We start from the raw sequence: 19,225 nt of genomic DNA on the forward strand, positions 1-19,225 counted from the left end.
TTCTAACGGAGACAAAACGATGACCGTGATTGACACGACAGACGACAAATTTGACGAAGACGTAATCCAATCAGAAGGCACAATTATTGTGGATTTCTGGGCAGAATGGTGTGGACCTTGTAAGCAAGTCAGCCCTCACCTTGAAGCGCTTGCCAAAGAAAAAGAAGGCGAGATCAAGATTGTGAAAGTCAATGTGGATGAAAACCCAATGACTTCAGGTCGCTTTGGTGTTCGCGGCATGCCAACTTTGATGATTTTTAAAGATGGTAAAGTGGCTGCAACGCACCTTGGTGCAATGTCGAAAAGCCGCATCGAAGAATGGGTTGCTGAATCAGCATAAATATTCGAAATTATCTACAAAAAGCCTCTCAAACCTTTGTTTGCGAGGCTTTTTTTATATCAAACAATTGGTTCTTCATTCAAAGCCAGAACCACGCCCGCCAAATAAAGCGACCCGCAAATATAAACGGTATCAGCTTTAATATCACCCAATTTCGCAATAGCGCTTTCTAGCGATGGAATGGCTTGAGCACTGACTTTAAAACTCTGCGCAATCTTAACAAGTTTATTTGGATCAGCCCCCAAACTACCTTCTTGCCCAGTATCTGTTGGTAAAGATGTCATCACAAATTGAGACACATAGGGCGCTAATTCAGCAATTATCTTTTCTGCATCTTTATTGCCTTGCATTGCCATCAAAATAATTGGTTTTGCTTCATCAAATTCCAATTGTGATTTTATAGCCTGCGCCAAAACTTTAGCTGCTGCTGGATTGTGCGCACCATCTACAACAACCCGCCCGCCAATCACCTTTTGCAGAGGACCGCTTTTTAACGTTTGCATCCTTGCAGGCCAGCTGGCTTCGCGCAAACCAACAGACATTGTAGCCTTTGTAACATGAGGCAAACCAAGCACATTAAGTGCCGCGCATGCTGCCCCAGCATTCATCCGTTGATGCGGACCAGCCAACCCAAGCCAAGGTGCTCTGACAGTGCCGGAATCATCTTCAAAAACAAAGCTTTGATCTTCAAGACTGTCTTTCCAGTCACGTTCTGCTAAAATGACATTGGCACCTTTGTCTTTTGCAGCTTCAAGCAAAGCCTGTGTGGCGTCATTCTCGGTTTGCTGAGATATGATAACGGGTACGTCTGAGCGCATAATGCCAGCTTTGGTGCGCGCAATTGAGGGTATATCTGATACACCGAACATGCGCTCGTGATCTCGACCAATGCTTGTTATAATACACGCCGAAGGACGCGCCATAACGTTCGTTGAATCAAGCTCACCACCTGCCCCTGTTTCGATAATGCAAAGATCAGCTTGAATTTGGCTAAACAATAGGAATGCAGCAGCGGTCAGCGCTTCAAAATATGTCAGATCGCATCCCGTATCTTCAACACGTTCCAATGCCGCAATTAATTCATCATCTGTGACCAGCCTACCCGCCACGCGGATACGTTCATTCACACGAATTAAATGCGGCGATGTGAAGACATGCACGCCAAGATCAGAAGCCTCTGCCATAGAGCGCAAAAACGCTGCGACAGACCCTTTACCGTTGGTTCCTGCTATATGAATTGTAGGCGGCAGTTTATTCTGAGGGTCCCCCAGAGAGGCTAAGGCCTGTTTTATACGGTCTAGCCCAAACCGAATATCGACCCGGCCTCTTGGATCCTTAAATGCCGCTAATGCAGCATTTAAGGCATTATCCTCAGTCACACTCAAGATTACTCGTCAGTCTTAGGTGCAGCTTTTGATTTTGCCTTACTGCGAGGTTTCGCTTTCGTAGCAGCAGGCTTCTCTTCGACGATTTCGTCAACTGCCGGCGCTTCTACTTCAACAACTTCGTCAGGAGCAGCTTCTGCTTCAGCAGCTTCTAGTTCTTCCACATCAGCAACAGCTATAGGTTCAACCTCCGGAAGTGGCTTACCACCCATGAGCATAGACAATATCTGACCAAGTTTTGCAGGTAGATCGCGGCGGTCTACAACCATATCCACCATACCGCGCTCACGTAGGAACTCAGCCCGCTGAAAACCTTCGGGTAATTTTTCACGTATCGTTTGCTCGATCACACGTGCACCCGCAAAAGCAACCATTGCCTCAGGTTCACCAATGTGAATGTCTCCGATCATGGCATAAGAAGCAGCCACACCGCCCGTGGTCGGGTCCGTGAGCACGACAATGTATGGCAAGCTTGCGTCTTTTAATTCTGTGATCGCGACTGTCGTTCTAGGCATTTGCATGAGAGACAACGCTCCCTCTTGCATACGTGCACCACCAGAAGCCGTGCAAATAATCAATGCTGATTTTGTTTCAAGCGCTTTTTCTGCAGCAGTAATGAAAGCTTCACCCGCCGCCATTCCAAGCGATCCGCCCATGAAAGCAAAATCTTGCACCAACACAACCGCATTCTGTTTCCCGATTTTACCAATCGCTGCAGCCATACAGTCTTCGCGACCAGTTTTAGCGCGGGAAGATTTCAATCGATCCACATATTTACGGTCGTCTTTAAATTTTAAAGGGTCTTTGACCACTTCTGGCAGTTCGAGCTCTTCATACTCACTACCATCAAACATGCTTTTAAAACGCAAATCTGGCCCAACACGTAAATGCGCGCCAGCAGGCGTAACGAAGAGAGAGGCTTCCAGATCGTCCTTGTAAACAAGATCTCCAGATTTAGGACATTTAATCCATAGGTTTTCCGGCGTGTCTTTTTTTCCAAACACGTTCTTCAGGCCCGGTGGCAGATTTGTTAGCCAGCTCATCTGGTCATTCCCTGTATTCTAATGTTCATCTTATGATCGACTTTCAGCAATTGCATCCGAAAGCACCTTTACCAGCGTCCCCATACGCCTTGGTGCATCAGACGGCATACCTGCTTCAACAGCCATACGAACTTCTTCAACAATAGCAGAACCAACAACAACACCATCAGCTAGCCGAGAAAATTCAGCTGCCTGCTCGGCTGTTTTGACTCCAAAACCTACAGCAACTGGTAAGCCAGATGCATTTTTTGCGCGGTCTACACCCGCTTTAATATCTGTTTGCGCACCTGTTCCTGCGCCAGTAATCCCAGCAACAGACACATAATAAACAAAACCCGATGATCCATTGGCAACCGTTTCCATACGCGCTTGCGTCGTCGTCGGTGTTGCTAGACGAATAACGGCGAGTTCCAAGTCTGCAAGGTATCCGCGCAATTCCGCATCTTCTTCAGGTGGTAAATCAACAGTGATAACACCATCTACACCTGAATCTGCGGCTGCCTCTGCAAATGCCTTATAACCCATTTTATGGATAGGGTTTGCATATCCCATGATAATTAGCGGAGTATCTTGATTTGTTTCGCGGAAACGTTTTGCGACAGACAAAACATCCGCCAACTTCGTTCCTGCTTTTAGGGAGCGTTGAGCCGCTTTTTGAATAGCCGGACCATCTGCCATTGGGTCAGTAAAAGGTGCGCCCAGTTCAATAATATCCGCACCATTCTCAGCGAGCGCTTGAGCTGCCTCAAAAGATGTTTCCAGATCTGGATCACCACACATCATATAGGTCACAAACGCTGCGCGGTTTTGTGTTTTAGCTTTTTCAAAAGCAGCAGATATACGGGAAATAGGCATAAATTCTATGACTTTGCGTTTGTGTTTAACCAATCTGCATAACGTGCATTTGATTCAATGCAAGGCAATGCAAGTATTGCGGGAATTTCGTGCGGGTGAAGATCAATCACCTCAGCTTCAATTTTGCTATAGTTTTCGTGCGGAGCTTTAACCCAGAGAACCCACTCCTCTTCGCGTTCCAGCTCATCTTCCCACATATATATAGCTTCAACAGGCCCATCAATGTTGATGCAAGCCGCCAACTTTTTTAGGACAAGTGTTTCACCAATTGCTGCCGCACATTTATCATCAGGGCAATTGATACGAATGAGAATGATGCTCGTCATACTAATCAATATCAATTCCAAGATGACCCGCGACAGAGAATACATCTTTATCACCACGCCCACATAAGTTCATTATGATGAGGCCATCTTTACCCAACTCCCTAGCAACATCACCAACGCGCGCAATTGCGTGTGCGGGTTCAAGCGCGGGAATGATACCTTCTAGTTTTGTACATAGCTGAAAAGCATCCAGAGCCTCTTTGTCAGTGCATGTCAGATATTCAGCGCGGCCTGTATCCTTCAGGAAGGAATGCTCAGGTCCGATACCCGGATAGTCCAACCCTGCAGAGATAGAATGCGCATCTATAATCTGCCCATCACCATCTTGAAGCAGATATGTGCGATTTCCATGCAGGATACCCGGCTCTCCGCCGTTGAGGGCTGCCGCGTGCTCGCCTGTCTCGATACCATGGCCTGATGCTTCCACACCGATCATTCTTACGTTTTCATCTTCTAAGAATGGATGGAATAATCCTATCGCGTTAGATCCGCCGCCAATACACGCCATAACAACATCTGGAAGCCGACCTTCGCGTTCCATAATCTGTGCTTTAGCTTCACGGCCAATGACAGATTGGAAATCACGCACCATAGCTGGGTATGGGTGTGGACCAGCGGCTGTCCCGATACAATAAAATGTATCATGCACATTCGTCACCCAATCGCGCAATGCTTCATTCATCGCGTCTTTCAGCGTGCCTGTTCCTGATGATACGGGTACAATTTCAGCGCCCAATAGCTTCATGCGGAACACATTTGGTTTTTGGCGCTCTACATCAGTCGCCCCCATAAACACAGTACATGGAAGTCCAAAGCGTGCACAGATAGTAGCTGTTGCCACGCCGTGCTGCCCTGCTCCAGTTTCAGCAATAATGCGGGTCTTGCCCATGCGCAAAGCCAATAGTACTTGCCCCAGACAGTTATTCACCTTGTGTGATCCTGTATGGTTTAGTTCATCCCGCTTGAAATATATTTTCGCACCATCAAAATGCTCTGTTAAGCGTTCAGCAAAATACATTGCCGATGGACGCCCCACATAATCCTGCATCAAGCCTCGATATAGCTTTTCAAATTCCGGGTCTGCTTTTGCAGCTTCGTATTCTTTTTCAAGATCGAGGATAAGCGGCATTAAAGTCTCGGCAACATAGCGTCCACCAAACTCTCCAAAACGTCCGCTTTCGTCAGGCCATTTATTCCAAGTATTGCGCGTGTCCATGACGAAACATCCTTCTAAATCAACTGAAGCATTCAGATAGCGTGAACACCTGAAAAGTACCACGCTTTATACGCGTGATTTTTGCAAAAGATTGTTTTTCTTCGCATATCGTTCAAGAAAAACTAGGCTTATGTTGTAATAACCGCAGAAATAAAGCTCCGAATAAGATTTGCATCTTTCTGACCAGGACTAATTTCAACGCCCGAAGAGACATCAACCATATGCGCACCAGATTGAAAGATAGCGTCTTTCACATTACCCGCATTCAGACCACCAGCAAGAAACCACGGCACCGGCACATCAAAATCTTGCATGATCTGCCAATTGAACCGCGTTCCGTTTCCACCTGGTAGCTTGTCTTCTGGACTGGGCTTGGCATCAAACAGAACAAAATCATATTTGCGCATTTCCTGATCACTTGGAAAATCAGATTGATCTGCGACAGAATAAGCGCGCATGAAATTCATATCTGGACGTATCGCCTTAACCAAATGCATCATCTCATCTGTAATGTCGCCGTGAATCTGCAAACCGCCTACACTCGGCACATGCTGAGAGATATCGCGCAGAACCTCAATACTGGGTTTTGCTAGCACAACCCAAGTCATGCATTTATCACCGACATAATTTGTGAGATTTTCAATTGCCTGCAATTCAAGGTGACGCGGGCTTTTCTGAAAATGTACAAAACCAAGATGCTCGGCACCAGCATTAATTGCGACGTCAATCATGGCCATATCTTGAAGGCCACAAATCTTCACATTTTTCATAAGCTTAAACACCTAAAGCAAATTCTTTATTGTACATTTTGGTCAGTATACAAAGAAATACTTAGAGCTAAAACAAGAAAGGCGACCATAAAGGCCGCCCTTCCGTAATATACTTTAAACTCTACATGCGTTGCTGTATAAACGATAATTATTTCTTAAGCAAGTCTCTGATTTCAGCAAGAAGTACTTCCTGAGCAGGAGGAGCTGCAGGCTCTGCAGGCGCTTCTTCCTCTTTTTTCTTCAGGTTGTTCATGCCCTTAATCACGAAGAATACAGCCAACGCAACAATGAGAAATGAAATCGCGTTATTAATGAACAATCCATAGCTAATTGCGACTGCTTCTGTTCCTGCTTCAGCATCAGCTGGCTTCAAAACGTATGCTAAATTGGCGAAATCTACACCGCCCAAAAGCAAACCGATTGGCGGCATTATGATGTCATCCACAAAAGACTTCACCACAGTTGCGAACGCGCCTCCCATGATGAAACCAACAGCCATATCGACGAGGTTGCCCTTCATCGCAAATTCTTTGAATTCAGTAATCATTCCCATAAGTTCAGCCCCTTTTTAAAGATCGATTCGTGTCCGATTACGCGAATCATTTGAAAGATTCTAACGTACACATTTCGACTTTCGTCGCAATAACACAGTGCAGTACTAGGTTTAACAACCTAATCTAAGCTCAACCTATATTATTGATAAGGACTACCTATCTTCGGGATCTTCGCCATTATTTAAACGCGCACGAAGCTCTTTCCCAGCCTTAAAGAACGGGACAAATTTCTGTTCAACAGGCACTGATTCACCTGTCCGCGGATTACGACCTGTTCGCGCTTCTCGCTGACGAACGGAAAAAGCACCGAAACCACGAAGTTCAACGCGGTCGCCTGCTTCTAGAGCCGCTGCGATCTCGTCAAGAATGACGTCCACGATCCGCTCAACTTCTCGTGGGCGAATTTCTGGGCGTTCTTCTGACAGACGCAATATGAGTTCTGAACGTAGCATATGACAACTTGAAATGAAAAAGGCCCGAAAAGCAAGTACTTCTCGGGCCTTATCGCTATTTTTTTATCGGAAATGCATCTCCGACAGCCTTTTAAGGGGCGATTTCTTAGTTTTCGTCGTCAGTCTTAAGAGCCGCACTTAGAATATCACCAAGAGAAGCACCTGATTCGGCTGAACCATATTGCTCTACTGCTTCTTTCTCTTCGCGAATCTCTAGCGCTTTCACAGACAATCCAACGCGGCGAGACGCTTTGTCGAACTGTGTAATAAGAGCATCGATCTTGTCACCTACTGAGAAACGCTCTGGACGTTGCTCTGCACGGTCACGAGATAGATCAGATTTACGGATGAATGCAGTCATTTCCTGACCTTCATCACCGAAGGAAACTTCGATACCACCAGAAGCAACTTCAGTCACAGTTACAGTAACTGTTTTGTTCTTGCGAACATCAGAAGTTTCAATTGGGTCACCAGTAAGCTGTTTGATACCAAGAGAAATACGTTCTTTCTCAACATCAACATCAAGAACACGCGCTTTAACAGTGTCGCCTTTGTTGAAGTCTTGAATGGCTTCTTCGCCAGAACGGTTCCAGTCGATGTCGTTAATGTGAACCATACCATCAAGCTCAGGACCAAGACCGATAAACATACCGAATTCTGTGATTCCGCGAACTTCACCTTCAACATCAGAACCTGTTGGATTTTCAGCAATGAATGCTTCCCATGGGTTGTTCTGAGTTTGTTTAAGGCCAAGTGAGATACGACGCTTGTCGCTATCAACATCAAGAACCATAACTTCCACTTCTTGAGAAGAAGAGATGATTTTGCCTGGGTGTAGGTTTTTCTTAGTCCAGCTCATTTCAGAAACGTGGATAAGACCTTCAACACCATCTTCTAGCTCAACAAACGCACCATAATCAGTGATGTTTGTGACGCGACCAGATAGTTTCGCACCGAGTGGGTATTTCGCTGCAACGCCATCCCATGGGTCTGACATTAATTGCTTCATACCTAGAGAGATACGTTGCGTGTCTGGATTGATCTTGATGATCTGAACTTCAACTTCTTGACCAACTTCTACAACTTGGCTTGGGTGCGATACGCGTTTCCAAGACATGTCTGTGACGTGTAGAAGACCATCAATTCCGCCAAGGTCAACGAATGCACCATAATCAGTGATGTTCTTAACAACACCGCGACGCTGTTCGCCTTCACCCATGTTGCCAACGATCTCAGCGCGTTGTTCTGCGCGAGACTCTTCAAGAACGGCACGACGTGAAACAACAATGTTTCCACGTGGACGGTCCATTTTAAGAATGGCGAATGGTTGTTCTTGACCCATAAGAGGACCAACGTCACGGATTGGACGAATGTCAACTTGTGAACCAGGAAGGAATGCGTTTACGCCGCCAAGGTCAACAGTGAATCCACCTTTAACACGGCCAACAATTGCACCCTTGATAGTTTCTTTAGCAGCGTACTGCCCTTCAAGACGGTTCCATGCTTCTTCACGGCGCGCTTTGTCGCGGGAAAGAACTGCGTCTCCGAGCGCGTTTTCGATGCGCTCAAGGAAAACTTCAACCAATGCGCCAACTTCAGGACGCTTGTCTTGGGAAAATTCTCTAGTCGGAATACGACCTTCAGTTTTCAAACCGACATCAACAACCACAAAGTCGTTATCAACTGCAGTAACTGTGGCTGGGATAACCCGGCCTTCAATCATTGAGTTACCGGAAAAACTGTCTTCGAACATCGCGGCAAAGTCGTCGGTGCTCGGATTCATCGAGTCTAGGTCAGACATCAACACTCCAAATTTTATCGTCGTTACAGGCCAGCTGGTTGTCCCAGCGGTCTCGCTACACCACGTAGCTTATATTTATTTTCTCCACAGGAGAGCGGGCGGTATCCCGCCGCAAGGCCAATAAGTCAAGGCTTACAGCCAGAAACACAGGGAATCTGCGGTTGATTTTGCAAGAATCAGCCAATTTGCGCTTTTTAAGCGACAAATCCCTTTTTTAAAGCGAAATTTAGCGCTGTTTCAAAAACATCATCAGGCCCCATTTGGGTCGTATCCAATTGTAGAGCATCCTCTGCCGGTTTCATAGGAGCAACTTCACGTGTCTTGTCTCGAATATCCCGCTCACGCAACTCGGCAATCATCTGTTCCAAAGAAATCGGCTTGCCCGCTTTTTCGAGCTCCATGCAGCGCCTGCGAGCGCGCTCTTCTACAGATGCGTCGACCCAAAATTTCACATCCGCCTCGGGGCAGACAACTGTTCCAATATCACGGCCATCCAAAACTGCCCCGCCCTTTTGACCAGCAAAAGAGCGTTGTAATTCAAACAATGCCTGACGCACTTTAGACAATGCAGCAACTTTAGAAGCAGACTGCCCCGCTTCAGCTGTTCGCAAATCAGCATCTGGATATAAAGTTAAATCGAGTTTGGCAGCAATTTCTGCGCAGGCCTCTTCATCAGTCAGGTCAACACCAGCAATCGTCGCAGCCACTCCAGTTGCGCGATACAAAGCGCCTGTATCCATATGTGGTACACCAAAATGTGCCGCAAGCCTTTTTGCAAGAGTCCCTTTACCCGATGCTAGCGTGCCATCAATAGCAATAATCATCATTCTCTAGCCTTGCTCTATATCTGCGCCCAATGCCTGCATATGCGCGAAGAAATCAGGGTAGCTAGTTGCAATCGCTGAAACATTATCAACAGATACCGGAGCTTTGGCTGCACACCCCATAACGAGAGCCGACATAGCAATGCGGTGATCATGGCAAGCTTCTACAATTCCGCCGCCCGGCACTCCGCCGCGCCCGCAACCTCTCACGATGAAACCATCTGGTCGCTCTTCAGCATGTACACCATTTGCTTTGAGCATATTCACTGTTGCGGTGATACGGTCAGATTCTTTCACACGTAATTCTTCAGCACCTGTAACAAGCGTATCACCATCAGCAAACGCCGCTAGCACGCCAAATAGTGGAAACTCATCAATCATCGCAGGTACAATCGCCAATTCAGGTGTCGCAGCATTCAATGATGATGGTATTGACGTTATCGTCGTGATCACCTCTCCGCCTGCTTCCCCTGTCTTAACGACATTCAAATTGGCACCCATAGCTTTTGCTGCATGCACCAAGCCATCACGTGTGTTGTTTTCCATCACATTAAGAACAGACACACTTCCTTCTTGCACTAGCAAGCCAGCAGCCCAAAGAAATGTCGCAGACGATGGATCTCCTGGAATATCCACATTTGTCGCTGTCAGCTGCTGCCCACCTTCAAGAGAAATGCGGCATCCTCCATCTTTCTCTTCAACATCAACAGTCACGCCAAAAGCGCGTAACATGCGCTCAGTATGATCGCGAGTTTTGCGTGGTTCATTCACAATTGTCGTGCCTATCGCACCAAGTCCGGCCAGCATAACACAAGACTTCACCTGTGCTGAGGCGTGTGGCGGTGTGTATTCGATTGCACTTAACGGAGCACCTTCCAACGTCAAAGGTAATTTGCCACCATTTGATTCGTTTTTAGCTCCCATTTCAGCCAACGGGTCCAATACGCGTCCCATTGGGCGCGATCTCAAACTGACATCACCATCAAATGTTGCTTTTAATTTCTGACCCGCGACTAGGCCCATCATGAGTCGTGCGCCCGTACCTGAATTTCCCATGTCCAAAATATTTTTGGGATTTTTCAAACCAGCCGCACCCACGCCTGTCACTTTCCAGCGACGCAATGATATGCGCTCAACATCAGCGCCACACGCAGCCATTGCTTTGGCTGTATCTTTTACGTCCTCGCCTTCCAAAAGGCCTTCAATAAAGCTAGTTCCTTCCGCCAAGCCAGCAAACATCAGTGCACGGTGTGAGCATGATTTATCACCTGGCGCACGCAAAGCACCATCAAGGCGGGAAATAGGTTTAGATGTTGCGCGCATAAAAGAATGCTCCTGTTGGTATTGTATTAATCACTGTCATATCACAAAAGAATCTGCTCAGATTGTCATCTAGCGCTTTACACTGGCGCATTAACATGGCAACCGCCCGCAAACAAAGAATTTAGAGGGTTTCCAACGTGTCAAAAGCAGATCTCGGTGAAAAGCAAACCTGTCCGGAATGCGAAGCCAAATTTTATGACCTAAAGAAAAGACCGGCCATTTGTCCAAAATGCGGTCACACATACGACCCAATTGCCGCTATTACAGCGAAGCGCGGCAAAGGGAAAGAGGCTGAAGAGCCCGAAGAAGATGATGACGACGATGATGCAGAAGATCAGGTAAAGAAAAAATCTCCTGATGATGACGATGATGACGATGAAGACATTGTAGATGTGCCTGAAATCGACGCTGAAGCTGACACTGTTGAAATCGGTGATGATGAAGAAGACGACACTCCAGGTGCAAAACAACGCATTGCTGAACCCGGTGTCGAAGACGAAATCGACGAAGATGAAGCTGGCATGTCTATCGTAGAAGACGACGAAGACCTTCCAGATCTTGATGATGACGACGATCTCGATCTTGGAGATGACGACGACATCACCTAAAAACCATATGTGATAAGCATATTTTAAAGCCCACGACCTTGAAAGGTTGTGGGCTTTTTTATTCTTACCCCTTTAAATACAACGGGCTGACGTGAATACTCGAAAAAACACTTGATCCTGACATAAACGCAGTATACTAAACGCCTTCCCTGTCCATGGTCTCATGATCACGACGCGAAATGGGGCCTTAGCTCAGCTGGGAGAGCGCTTCGCTGGCAGCGAAGAGGTCAGCGGTTCGATCCCGCTAGGCTCCACCATTTCTTTAAAATATCATGATAACATACACTAACTCCCAAGCAGCATTAGCTATCTATTTCTATTTGATTTAGCAAAAACAGGATGGAGCAATAGTCGCACGCCGTCTTTCCTTACGCTTATTTGACAACGTAATTACCTGAATTTTGTGGATTGAGTCATGATTTCATAGCGAGATTATGTGCGCTGGCTGTTGAGATCGTCTCGATTGAATACAGAAAGAATATCAATTGCGTGTGAGGATGGTGTGAGTTGGCTTCACACATTGCTGAAAACAATAAATCTGAGGTGGTAATGATAAATTTGGCGCGATAGTTCTGTTTTAAAAAACGCGAACACTATCTTTCTTCCAAGTCCCGACTTGGAATCAACAAAAACTAAATAGGCTTAGCTTCATTTTATCAGAGGCAATTCCGAATCTGGAATGTGCCCAACAGCCCCCGAAATGCATAAAGTCGCGAATCTTACAATTTTCAACTCTTAGCATTTCGGAGTTATTAGTCTGGCGATTAACCGACCAATGCTGCAGCGTCACGCTCACCAGTACGGATGCGCAATACGCTTTCAAGATCAGAAACGAAGATTTTACCATCTCCGATTTTGTTTGTGTTTGCCGCTGTTGAAACAGCTTCAACGACTTTTTCAACAAGGTCTGATGACGTTGCGATTTCTACCTTCACTTTTGGTAGAAGACGTACTTCATATTCAGCACCACGGTAAACTTCTGTTTTACCATGTTGACGTCCATAACCACGTACCTCAGATACAGTTACACCAGATGCCCCCACCTCAGTGACAGCATCAAGAACAGCATCAAGACGACTTGGTTTAAAGACAGCAGTAATTAGTTTCATAGTGTCTCTCCTTCTATAAAAAATGGGGGTCAAAAAATATCGCCCCGGCAGTTACTCCACTCACGTCTAGCCCAATCATCTCAGGCAACGTGTTTTCGTTTTTCGTCATTTTCATTTCTGGAATGACGAGAAGCTTCAGGTCGAATGACATTGGCACGCGCAGGCCGGTTAACACGTTGCTGCTGTGCATTTGGGATTTGCGGGTCGATATATAGCTGCTTGACCGCCTCTACCATCAACACCCCTCCAAACCCCTTCCATGCAATTTCACCTGTCTTTTCCCAAGCATCTGCAGCCGACGTGACAAGCTTTAAACTGACAGGAGGTGCATATAATGCCCGCGTCCACGCAGTTGGCTGAAACATTGCTGTTTTCAACAAGCCATTCAGCTGCTTCTTTGTGTATGGTCGCCCATGCCCAAAAGGCGTCGATTCAGCTTGAGACCACAATCCAGATCTATTGGCAGCAACCATTAATATACGTGCCTCTGGGGCTGCAACACGCCATAATTCACGCATTAATCGATCGGGATTATCTGCATCTTCCAGCCCATGTATCACCAAAATACGATCAAAAACGGCATCGGCAAATGGTAATTTATCTTCTTCAACTAAGGTTGTCGACGAATTGGACGAAGACGGCCAACAGACCGCGCCTTGCGCAGCTGGTGCAGCACAAATGGCGCGCCGCGTGTCTTGAGCGTATGTGTTTAGAAATTCCTGACCATATCCAAAACTCAAAACATCCAAATCATCCGCATGTGGCCATATCGCTTCAATGCGACGCAAAATCATTTCATACGCAGCTTTACCTAGCGGCGTATTGTAAAATGCCTTCAAACGACCCACCTCAACGCGCAAATGCTTTGCCCTCCACAATATTCTGGTTGTAACCTAACCTTAACTGACTCTTCATTTTGAATACAGGTGCCCCAAAAATGCCAAATCCACCACCATCTGCTCCAATTGTGTGCATGTTTGCGTGTTTAAGCGACAATTATGGGTACTTAATTCATCACCCTGCATCAAATTCGACCATCAGCATCGATTCCCCTGATGCCGAAACAATACTCAATATTGCCGCTTCCAAGGGCTGGAATATCACACATATCCTAAACACACATTGGCATGCAGATCATGCAGGCGGCAATGCAAAAATACAAGAAGCTACTGGATGCCGCATCTTTGGCCCCCAAGAAGTAAATTCTCGCCTTCAAGCCCCTCTCGATGACGTCCTGACGGGAGGCGAAACCTTGAATTTTGGCGATCTTTCTATCGAAGTCTTATCTACGCCCGGACATACGCTGGAACATATCAGCTATTACATTCCTATTCTAGACGCTGCTTTTGTTGGAGACACCATGTTTGCATTAGGGTGCGGGCGTATGTTTGAAGGCAATCCTGAGATGTTCTGGAATAGTCTAAAAAAGATTCGCGCCCTTCCCGACACAACCAAGATTTATTGCGCGCATGAATATACGCTTGCAAATCTAAAATTCACAGAATCTATCGACGCTGAAAATGAAGACCTAAAAGCTTACGCCAAAACCCTGCGAGAATTGAGAGCAGATCAGCAGCCGACTATTCCCGCGCTGCTTGGTAAGGAAAAACAAACCAATCCTTTTTTGCGCGCTGATTCTACCCAAATGATCAATTTATTGAACATGCAAGGCAAATCACCAATTGATGTTTTTGCGCATATCCGAAAAATGAAAGATAATTTCTAGTCAATTATTGTAAGGAGACATAAGCCTTAGCAATTGCCTCTGAAGATGGTCGCCCTGCAAACCCATCTGCCGGCGCAATAACTATGCTTAGGCTTGTCCCCTGAATGGATAATCGCGCAGCATCGCCCTGCTTCAAAGAAATACTTCTCAAATCTACATTTGCGTATTTTTTTGCAAGCTCAACACCTATAGAAGCCGTTTGAACCGCCTCCATGGTCCAATCAGCATAATCACTCAGCGCCTTATCAACTGATATCCTTGGCGCTTCTCCTAAAGTCTCAGCCAAATTGCTTGAAACCTGCCTCAATGCCTCTTTAAAATCTGTTGGGTGCGGCGGAGGAATAATGGCATTTGAAGTGGCGTCCAATGTTGTGGGCGCGCCATGACGATCCCCAAATGGAAAAACAATTACATTGCCTAATTCTGTCACGCGCAAAAAGACACGACCTGTATCTGTGCGATAGAATTGATCTCCACGCGGTCCATTACTTGCGCGCAAAGCAAACACTTCATCTTCATCTTCATATTTCAAAAGCGCGTGCGGGCCTGTTCTATCAAACAGGAAACGCCGACCAGATGAAGAGTCGCGATAATAAGCAGGCCGCGTGCTAGGGGCCAGCTGAGCATTCAGCATAGAAACAAGATCAGCATTTGAAGGGCGCGGCGGATCATATGCCATTGCAGGCGCAACAAATCCGACAACCAAAGCGGAGGCCAGCAACAATACGCGAGAATAATTACGTCTTGAATGTTTCATGTTTGTCATAAAGCCCCTCGACTAGGGCAGATTTTAGGCAGAATTAGTACCAATTTATTAAAGAAGCAGCCTTGTTTGCCAAGACCGCTTCTGCGCTAATCCATTGTGCCTTGAACTCGTTAACCCAAAATTTATGGGCTTTTCAGAGCTTAATGACTGATTTTATGTAGGAATATATTGGCCACCATTGGCCGCCAACGTTGCACCTGTGATGAAAGCTGCGCCGTCTGATGATAAAAATGACACACATGCAGCAATTTCCGAGGACTTCCCAAGGCGCCCAACGGGAATCGAAGAAACAATGCTTTCCAACACTTTTTCAGGTACAGCGGCCACCATATCGGTGTCCGTATAGCCGGGACATACCGTGTTTACGGTGATTCCCTTTCTTGCCGTTTCCTGTGCCAGAGCTTTAGAAAAGCCGATCAAACCCGCTTTAGCAGCTGAATAGTTTGTTTGCCCCATCTGCCCCTTTTGGCCATTGATAGAAGAGATATTGACGATACGCCCCCAGCCTTTGTCTCTCATCCCATTGATAACAGCTTGAGATAAATTGAAAGCAGAGGTCAAATCCACGCGGATTACATCATCCCATTGTTCACGGGTCATTTTGTGAAGCATAGCATCACGTGTAATGCCGGCATTGTTTACGAGAACATCAATAATTCCCATTTCAGCTTCAATCGCTTTGACACCGGCCTGACACGCATCAAAGTCGCCTACATCAAATTTGAAGACTGAAATTCCCAATTCTTCGGCGCACTGGCGTGCAGCCTCATCATTCCCCGCGTAATTGGCCGCGACTTTAAAGCCGTCTTTTACTAAAGCCTCTGATATCGCGCGCCCAATTCCACGCGTACCTCCCGTTACCAATGCAATCTTATCCATTTTCGCCTCTCCCGTAATTGGCGTTTTATTATCTTCCAGTTTTGGGATCTTGGGCTTCATCTTTTGCGAAGCTGATATTTCCAAGCCCAATTTTTCACTGGTCAATGCGGGTATTTAAAACTATGCTGCACTGCAACACAAGTTTTATCTTTAGTCGTATGTTAAATTAAGTAAGTATAGCCCCTTCTATGCTGCACCGTTTGTAATTTGTGCAAAGCAATAGTAAGCCTATACGATAAACATCCATGCCTCATCGCGAATCATAAAGATGGGCATGCCTAAATATTGTTGGAAGAGAAAACTATGACGACGTCCAATGGGACAGCTGGCTCAGTTGATAAAATCATTATCAAGAAATATGCAAACCGTCGTCTCTACGATACTAATGCTAGTGCCTATGTCACACTCGATCATTTAGCGCGCCTTGTTCGTGAGAAAAAAGATTTTATTGTGCAAGATGCTAAAAGCGGAGAAGATTTGACCCGCTCAGTGCTTACGCAAATAATATTTGAGCAAGAGAACCGTGAAGAAGGTGTGCTGCCGATCAGTTTTTTGCGCCAAGTCATTCAACTTTATGGCGAAAGCATACAATCTGTTCTACCGTCCTATCTCGAATTATCCATGAATACTTTCCTCAGCCAACAAGAAAAATGGCGTGAGCAATTGGAGAAATCAGCCTCCTATTCCAATGGTGGTTCAGCTTTTGAAGCGCAGATCAGACACAATATTTCTTTGTTTGAAGACACAATGCGGATGTTTACTGCGCCTGCTGCAGCGCAACCTGCCAAGCAAGAAAAACCTCCTGAGGAAGAGAAAAAACCTCAATCCAAATCGGAAAGTTCAGAATCACAATATTCATCTAACGCCACGAATGAAGCATTGAGTGCACTGCAGCAACAGATGGCGGATATGCAACAAAAGTTGGAACAGCTCTCAAAAGGCAATTAATTAGATTGCAAAAAATCCGATACTGAACAGGTCAGTTGTGCAATACAATTAACGAGATCTAAACAGATGGCAGGCTTCTTGCTAGAGTGTCTGTATGAGAATCACACCGACCACACCATGCCAAACACTTAACCGGCGCGCATCTGATAACAAGATCGAACGCCGCAGTGTTAATTCGGGCCGCCGTCTAGGTGATCGCCGTGGTGCGTCCACGACAAGACAGTCTCAAGAGCGCGCTAGACATTCCAACCATCAAGCGCACACATCCAATTTAGACAACCAATGGATTAGCCCGGTATTTGCAGCGCACATTATTGGCCAGCACACTGATGATACCCAAACGAAAAGCAATGCTATAAATGCCAATCGTGCTTATGATAAGGTGGTAAACCCTTATCTACGTCCACTACACACGCGCACAGCGTAAATTAGCCACGCGCCTCAAGCTTTGTGAGAATCATTTCCAGCAAAGTTTCTAAACGATCAATGCGTTCATGCACGCCCATAATCATCTCTCGCGTAACAGCGCCATCCCCGCCAGAAGTATTATTACCGCTTACATTTTCTTCGATTCTTGTTTCAAGCGCGAGATCACCTACGCCGCAATATTTTGCGACGATTTCCGGATTTATCGATAATGTATCAGCAAAAGAATGTATCTCAGAAACACTTATAGCGCGTCGATCGTCGAAGATCATATCGACTTCATCAATGGTCATTCCCGAGTTTCTTGCCAGTGAATCTCTGCTGAGACCAAGAGATTTCAGACGGTCATCAAACCAGTCATAATCAAAAAAAAGCGCCACTCTTTTACTCTACTTTCCAAAGCCCTCTCCGACCGCGAAGTCGCGTCGGGCTGATACAATAGTTACGACCACACCGGCCAGCACATCCAATAAACACATTAGCGACAAGATAAAAAAGACTGATGTTGCAAAGTTTTTAAAAAGCAAAAACTCAACCAGTGCAAAAATAAACAACAACATGGATACAGCATGATTAAAAATTGTTGCCGCGCCTGTGCTTGTTGATTTGAGGACTTCCGCAAACAAAAAAGTGAGCCCAAGAATCAACAATATATCACCGCGCGATACAGCCCAAAAAGCACCATCCGATACCATTGGGATTTTCCATATCGGCGCATTCAAGAAAGCATGCATATGCGGCACATCGCTTAAGGCAACAGCAGCACCTTCAACAATCACGGCATCTGGATCATCTGGGCTTCGCGAAAATGCCAACAAGTTATAAATAATTATTGGAATTGAAAGCAGCGGAAAAATTCCAAATAGTGCGCGCATGCCTTGTCCCCGATCTGATGGTTTGTCTCTTCGTCTAGATGATGTCTTCGACTTAGTCGCTTTATCGTCCAAACGTCCTGCTGCAGCCGTAGCTAAAAAATCAAACATTTAAAAGCCCTCACCCCCATTTCATACAATCTCGTATGTTACGTCAAATGGCAAAAGCACTTTTATAATTCATCTGCACCGCCCGGATGGCGCCGACGCTTGCGCAACCAAAGCACACCACGCAAATCTGTCCATGCGGCAGCCAAACGTCCTAAATTGGTATATTTTGATGTTCCAAACTCACGATGTTTATGACTAACGGGAACAGCCTCGACTTCATAGCCTTCAGCTTTCATTAAAGCTGGCATATAGCGATGCATGTGATCAAAGTAAGGCAGCATTAAATATGCTTCCTTTTTGAAGGCTTTCGCCCCACATCCTGAATCGCTGTGATTGTCTTTGAGAAGTTTTTGTCGAACCGCATTCGCCAATCTGGAGCCTATTTTTTTCCAAGATGAATCCTGACGTTTCGCCCGCACACCTTGCACAAGAGCAAGATTACTTGGCGCATCCGTGCGGATCAATTTAGAAACAAGTGCAGGAATATCTAGAGGCGGATTCTGACCATCACCGTCAAGTGTTGCAATGATTGGTGCTTTCGCTGCCAAAACACCCGTACGTATGGCACGGCTTTGCCCTGCATTATTTCTGTGCCCAAGAACCCGCAAAGCTGGAAAATTTGGTTTTAAAGCTACCAAGCGCGCCCGTGTGTCATCAGTAGATGCATCATCCACCAATATCATTTCATAGGCTCTACCGTCCAATGCAGTAGCAATATCAGCGACAAGTGAGCCTACATTCCCGGACTCATTATGAACGGGAATAACAACGGAAATTTCCAGAGCACTCAATTCCTTGCTTATATCTTGGATAATTTCAGACAACTCTATCGCCTTTTCCTAATGATGTGATCACAATACATAAGCCCCAAACAGCCTTAAAACGTGTTTA

The 19,225-nt window shown here is 46.0% G+C and carries 23 protein-coding genes and 1 tRNA gene; 6 read left to right on the forward strand and 18 right to left on the reverse strand.

Features of this window, described 5'->3' with window-relative positions:
• Positions 1-19: 19 nt before the first annotated feature.
• Entirely contained in the window at positions 20-340 is a 321-nt protein-coding gene (gene trxA / locus HBAL_RS11795) for a thioredoxin (RefSeq protein ID WP_015828171.1), read from the forward strand.
• Positions 341-399: 59 nt separating this feature from the next.
• On the opposite strand, the gene HBAL_RS11800 is transcribed toward trxA, so the two are convergent.
• The 11 genes from HBAL_RS11800 to aroA all read right to left on the reverse strand — a co-directional run bounded on the left by HBAL_RS11800 (position 400) and on the right by aroA (position 10,889).
• A complete protein-coding gene (locus tag HBAL_RS11800; protein ID WP_015828172.1) occupies positions 400-1,719 on the reverse strand; it encodes a bifunctional folylpolyglutamate synthase/dihydrofolate synthase in 1,320 nt (439 codons plus the stop codon).
• Between the two features lie 8 nt (positions 1,720-1,727).
• Positions 1,728-2,768 (reverse strand): acetyl-CoA carboxylase carboxyltransferase subunit beta, encoded by a 1,041-nt coding sequence (locus HBAL_RS11805; protein WP_015828173.1) that lies wholly within the window; start codon positions 2,766-2,768, stop codon positions 1,728-1,730.
• 30 nt (positions 2,769-2,798) lie between these two features.
• Positions 2,799-3,623 carry a tryptophan synthase subunit alpha gene (gene trpA, locus HBAL_RS11810; RefSeq protein ID WP_015828174.1) on the reverse strand — a complete coding sequence of 275 codons (825 nt, stop codon included), beginning with the start codon at positions 3,621-3,623 and terminating at the stop codon, positions 2,799-2,801.
• Between the two features lie 5 nt (positions 3,624-3,628).
• A complete protein-coding gene (gene cutA, locus HBAL_RS11815) occupies positions 3,629-3,949 on the reverse strand; it encodes a divalent-cation tolerance protein CutA (protein WP_041301576.1) in 321 nt (106 codons plus the stop codon).
• Between the two features lies 1 nt (position 3,950).
• Positions 3,951-5,165, reverse strand: coding sequence for a tryptophan synthase subunit beta (gene trpB / locus HBAL_RS11820; RefSeq protein ID WP_015828176.1), 1,215 nt, complete (start codon positions 5,163-5,165; stop codon positions 3,951-3,953).
• A gap of 128 nt (positions 5,166-5,293) precedes the next feature.
• A complete protein-coding gene (locus HBAL_RS11825) occupies positions 5,294-5,935 on the reverse strand; it encodes a phosphoribosylanthranilate isomerase (protein WP_015828177.1) in 642 nt (213 codons plus the stop codon).
• 148 nt (positions 5,936-6,083) lie between these two features.
• Positions 6,084-6,488: a large-conductance mechanosensitive channel protein MscL gene (gene mscL, locus HBAL_RS11830; protein WP_015828178.1), complete on the reverse strand. Its 405-nt coding sequence runs from the start codon at positions 6,486-6,488 to the stop codon at positions 6,084-6,086.
• A 153-nt stretch (positions 6,489-6,641) separates the two neighbouring features.
• Positions 6,642-6,941: an integration host factor subunit beta gene (gene ihfB, locus HBAL_RS11835; protein ID WP_015828179.1), complete on the reverse strand. Its 300-nt coding sequence runs from the start codon at positions 6,939-6,941 to the stop codon at positions 6,642-6,644.
• Positions 6,942-7,047: 106 nt separating this feature from the next.
• Positions 7,048-8,742 carry a 30S ribosomal protein S1 gene (gene rpsA / locus HBAL_RS11840; RefSeq protein ID WP_015828180.1) on the reverse strand — a complete coding sequence of 565 codons (1,695 nt, stop codon included), beginning with the start codon at positions 8,740-8,742 and terminating at the stop codon, positions 7,048-7,050.
• 194 nt (positions 8,743-8,936) lie between these two features.
• Entirely contained in the window at positions 8,937-9,566 is a 630-nt protein-coding gene (gene cmk, locus HBAL_RS11845; protein WP_041302281.1) for a (d)CMP kinase, read from the reverse strand.
• A 6-nt stretch (positions 9,567-9,572) separates the two neighbouring features.
• Positions 9,573-10,889, reverse strand: coding sequence for a 3-phosphoshikimate 1-carboxyvinyltransferase (aroA, locus tag HBAL_RS11850; protein ID WP_015828182.1), 1,317 nt, complete (start codon positions 10,887-10,889; stop codon positions 9,573-9,575).
• A gap of 137 nt (positions 10,890-11,026) precedes the next feature.
• On the opposite strand from aroA, the gene HBAL_RS11855 reads away from it, so the two are divergent.
• Complete coding sequence (locus tag HBAL_RS11855; protein WP_015828183.1) at positions 11,027-11,497, forward strand: FYDLN acid domain-containing protein; 471 nt, start codon at positions 11,027-11,029, stop codon at positions 11,495-11,497.
• Between the two features lie 181 nt (positions 11,498-11,678).
• Positions 11,679-11,754 (forward strand) — tRNA-Ala (locus HBAL_RS11860).
• Between the two features lie 507 nt (positions 11,755-12,261).
• Here HBAL_RS11860 and HBAL_RS11865 read toward each other — a convergent pair.
• Positions 12,262-12,606: a P-II family nitrogen regulator gene (locus tag HBAL_RS11865; RefSeq protein ID WP_015828184.1), complete on the reverse strand. Its 345-nt coding sequence runs from the start codon at positions 12,604-12,606 to the stop codon at positions 12,262-12,264.
• An 80-nt stretch (positions 12,607-12,686) separates the two neighbouring features.
• Positions 12,687-13,466 (reverse strand): methyltransferase domain-containing protein, encoded by a 780-nt coding sequence (locus HBAL_RS11870; protein WP_015828185.1) that lies wholly within the window; start codon positions 13,464-13,466, stop codon positions 12,687-12,689.
• A gap of 77 nt (positions 13,467-13,543) precedes the next feature.
• Here HBAL_RS11870 and gloB point away from each other — a divergent pair, with 77 nt between their 5' ends.
• Positions 13,544-14,332: a hydroxyacylglutathione hydrolase gene (gene gloB, locus HBAL_RS11875; protein ID WP_015828186.1), complete on the forward strand. Its 789-nt coding sequence runs from the start codon at positions 13,544-13,546 to the stop codon at positions 14,330-14,332.
• 4 nt (positions 14,333-14,336) lie between these two features.
• Here the strand turns inward: gloB and HBAL_RS11880 are convergent, their stop codons facing one another.
• Together HBAL_RS11880 and phbB are read right to left on the reverse strand one after the other, a co-directional pair.
• Positions 14,337-15,089, reverse strand: coding sequence for a DUF4908 domain-containing protein (locus HBAL_RS11880; protein WP_233356682.1), 753 nt, complete (start codon positions 15,087-15,089; stop codon positions 14,337-14,339).
• A 162-nt stretch (positions 15,090-15,251) separates the two neighbouring features.
• On the reverse strand, positions 15,252-15,977 hold the full coding sequence (phbB, locus tag HBAL_RS11885) for an acetoacetyl-CoA reductase (RefSeq protein WP_015828188.1): 726 nt from the start codon (positions 15,975-15,977) through the stop codon (positions 15,252-15,254).
• Positions 15,978-16,280: 303 nt separating this feature from the next.
• Between phbB and phaR the strand changes: the two genes are divergently transcribed.
• Positions 16,281-16,925: a polyhydroxyalkanoate synthesis repressor PhaR gene (gene phaR / locus HBAL_RS11890; protein ID WP_015828189.1), complete on the forward strand. Its 645-nt coding sequence runs from the start codon at positions 16,281-16,283 to the stop codon at positions 16,923-16,925.
• Between the two features lie 94 nt (positions 16,926-17,019).
• On the forward strand, positions 17,020-17,352 hold the full coding sequence (locus tag HBAL_RS11895; protein WP_015828190.1) for a hypothetical protein: 333 nt from the start codon (positions 17,020-17,022) through the stop codon (positions 17,350-17,352).
• Between the two features lies 1 nt (position 17,353).
• Here the strand turns inward: HBAL_RS11895 and HBAL_RS11900 are convergent, their stop codons facing one another.
• From HBAL_RS11900 to HBAL_RS11910, 3 genes are all read right to left on the reverse strand, one after another.
• Positions 17,354-17,731, reverse strand: a complete 378-nt coding sequence (locus tag HBAL_RS11900) for a hypothetical protein (protein ID WP_015828191.1) — start codon at positions 17,729-17,731, stop codon at positions 17,354-17,356.
• Between the two features lie 9 nt (positions 17,732-17,740).
• Positions 17,741-18,334, reverse strand: a complete 594-nt coding sequence (locus tag HBAL_RS11905; RefSeq protein ID WP_049763142.1) for a hypothetical protein — start codon at positions 18,332-18,334, stop codon at positions 17,741-17,743.
• Positions 18,335-18,396: 62 nt separating this feature from the next.
• The gene (locus HBAL_RS11910) at positions 18,397-19,158 is read right to left on the reverse strand and encodes a glycosyltransferase family 2 protein (RefSeq protein ID WP_015828193.1); all 762 of its coding nucleotides are present in this window, start codon (positions 19,156-19,158) and stop codon (positions 18,397-18,399) included.
• Between the last annotated feature and the right edge of the window lie 67 nt (positions 19,159-19,225).

Source organism: Hirschia baltica ATCC 49814 (genome assembly GCF_000023785.1).
GTDB lineage: Bacteria > Pseudomonadota > Alphaproteobacteria > Caulobacterales > Hyphomonadaceae > Hirschia > Hirschia baltica.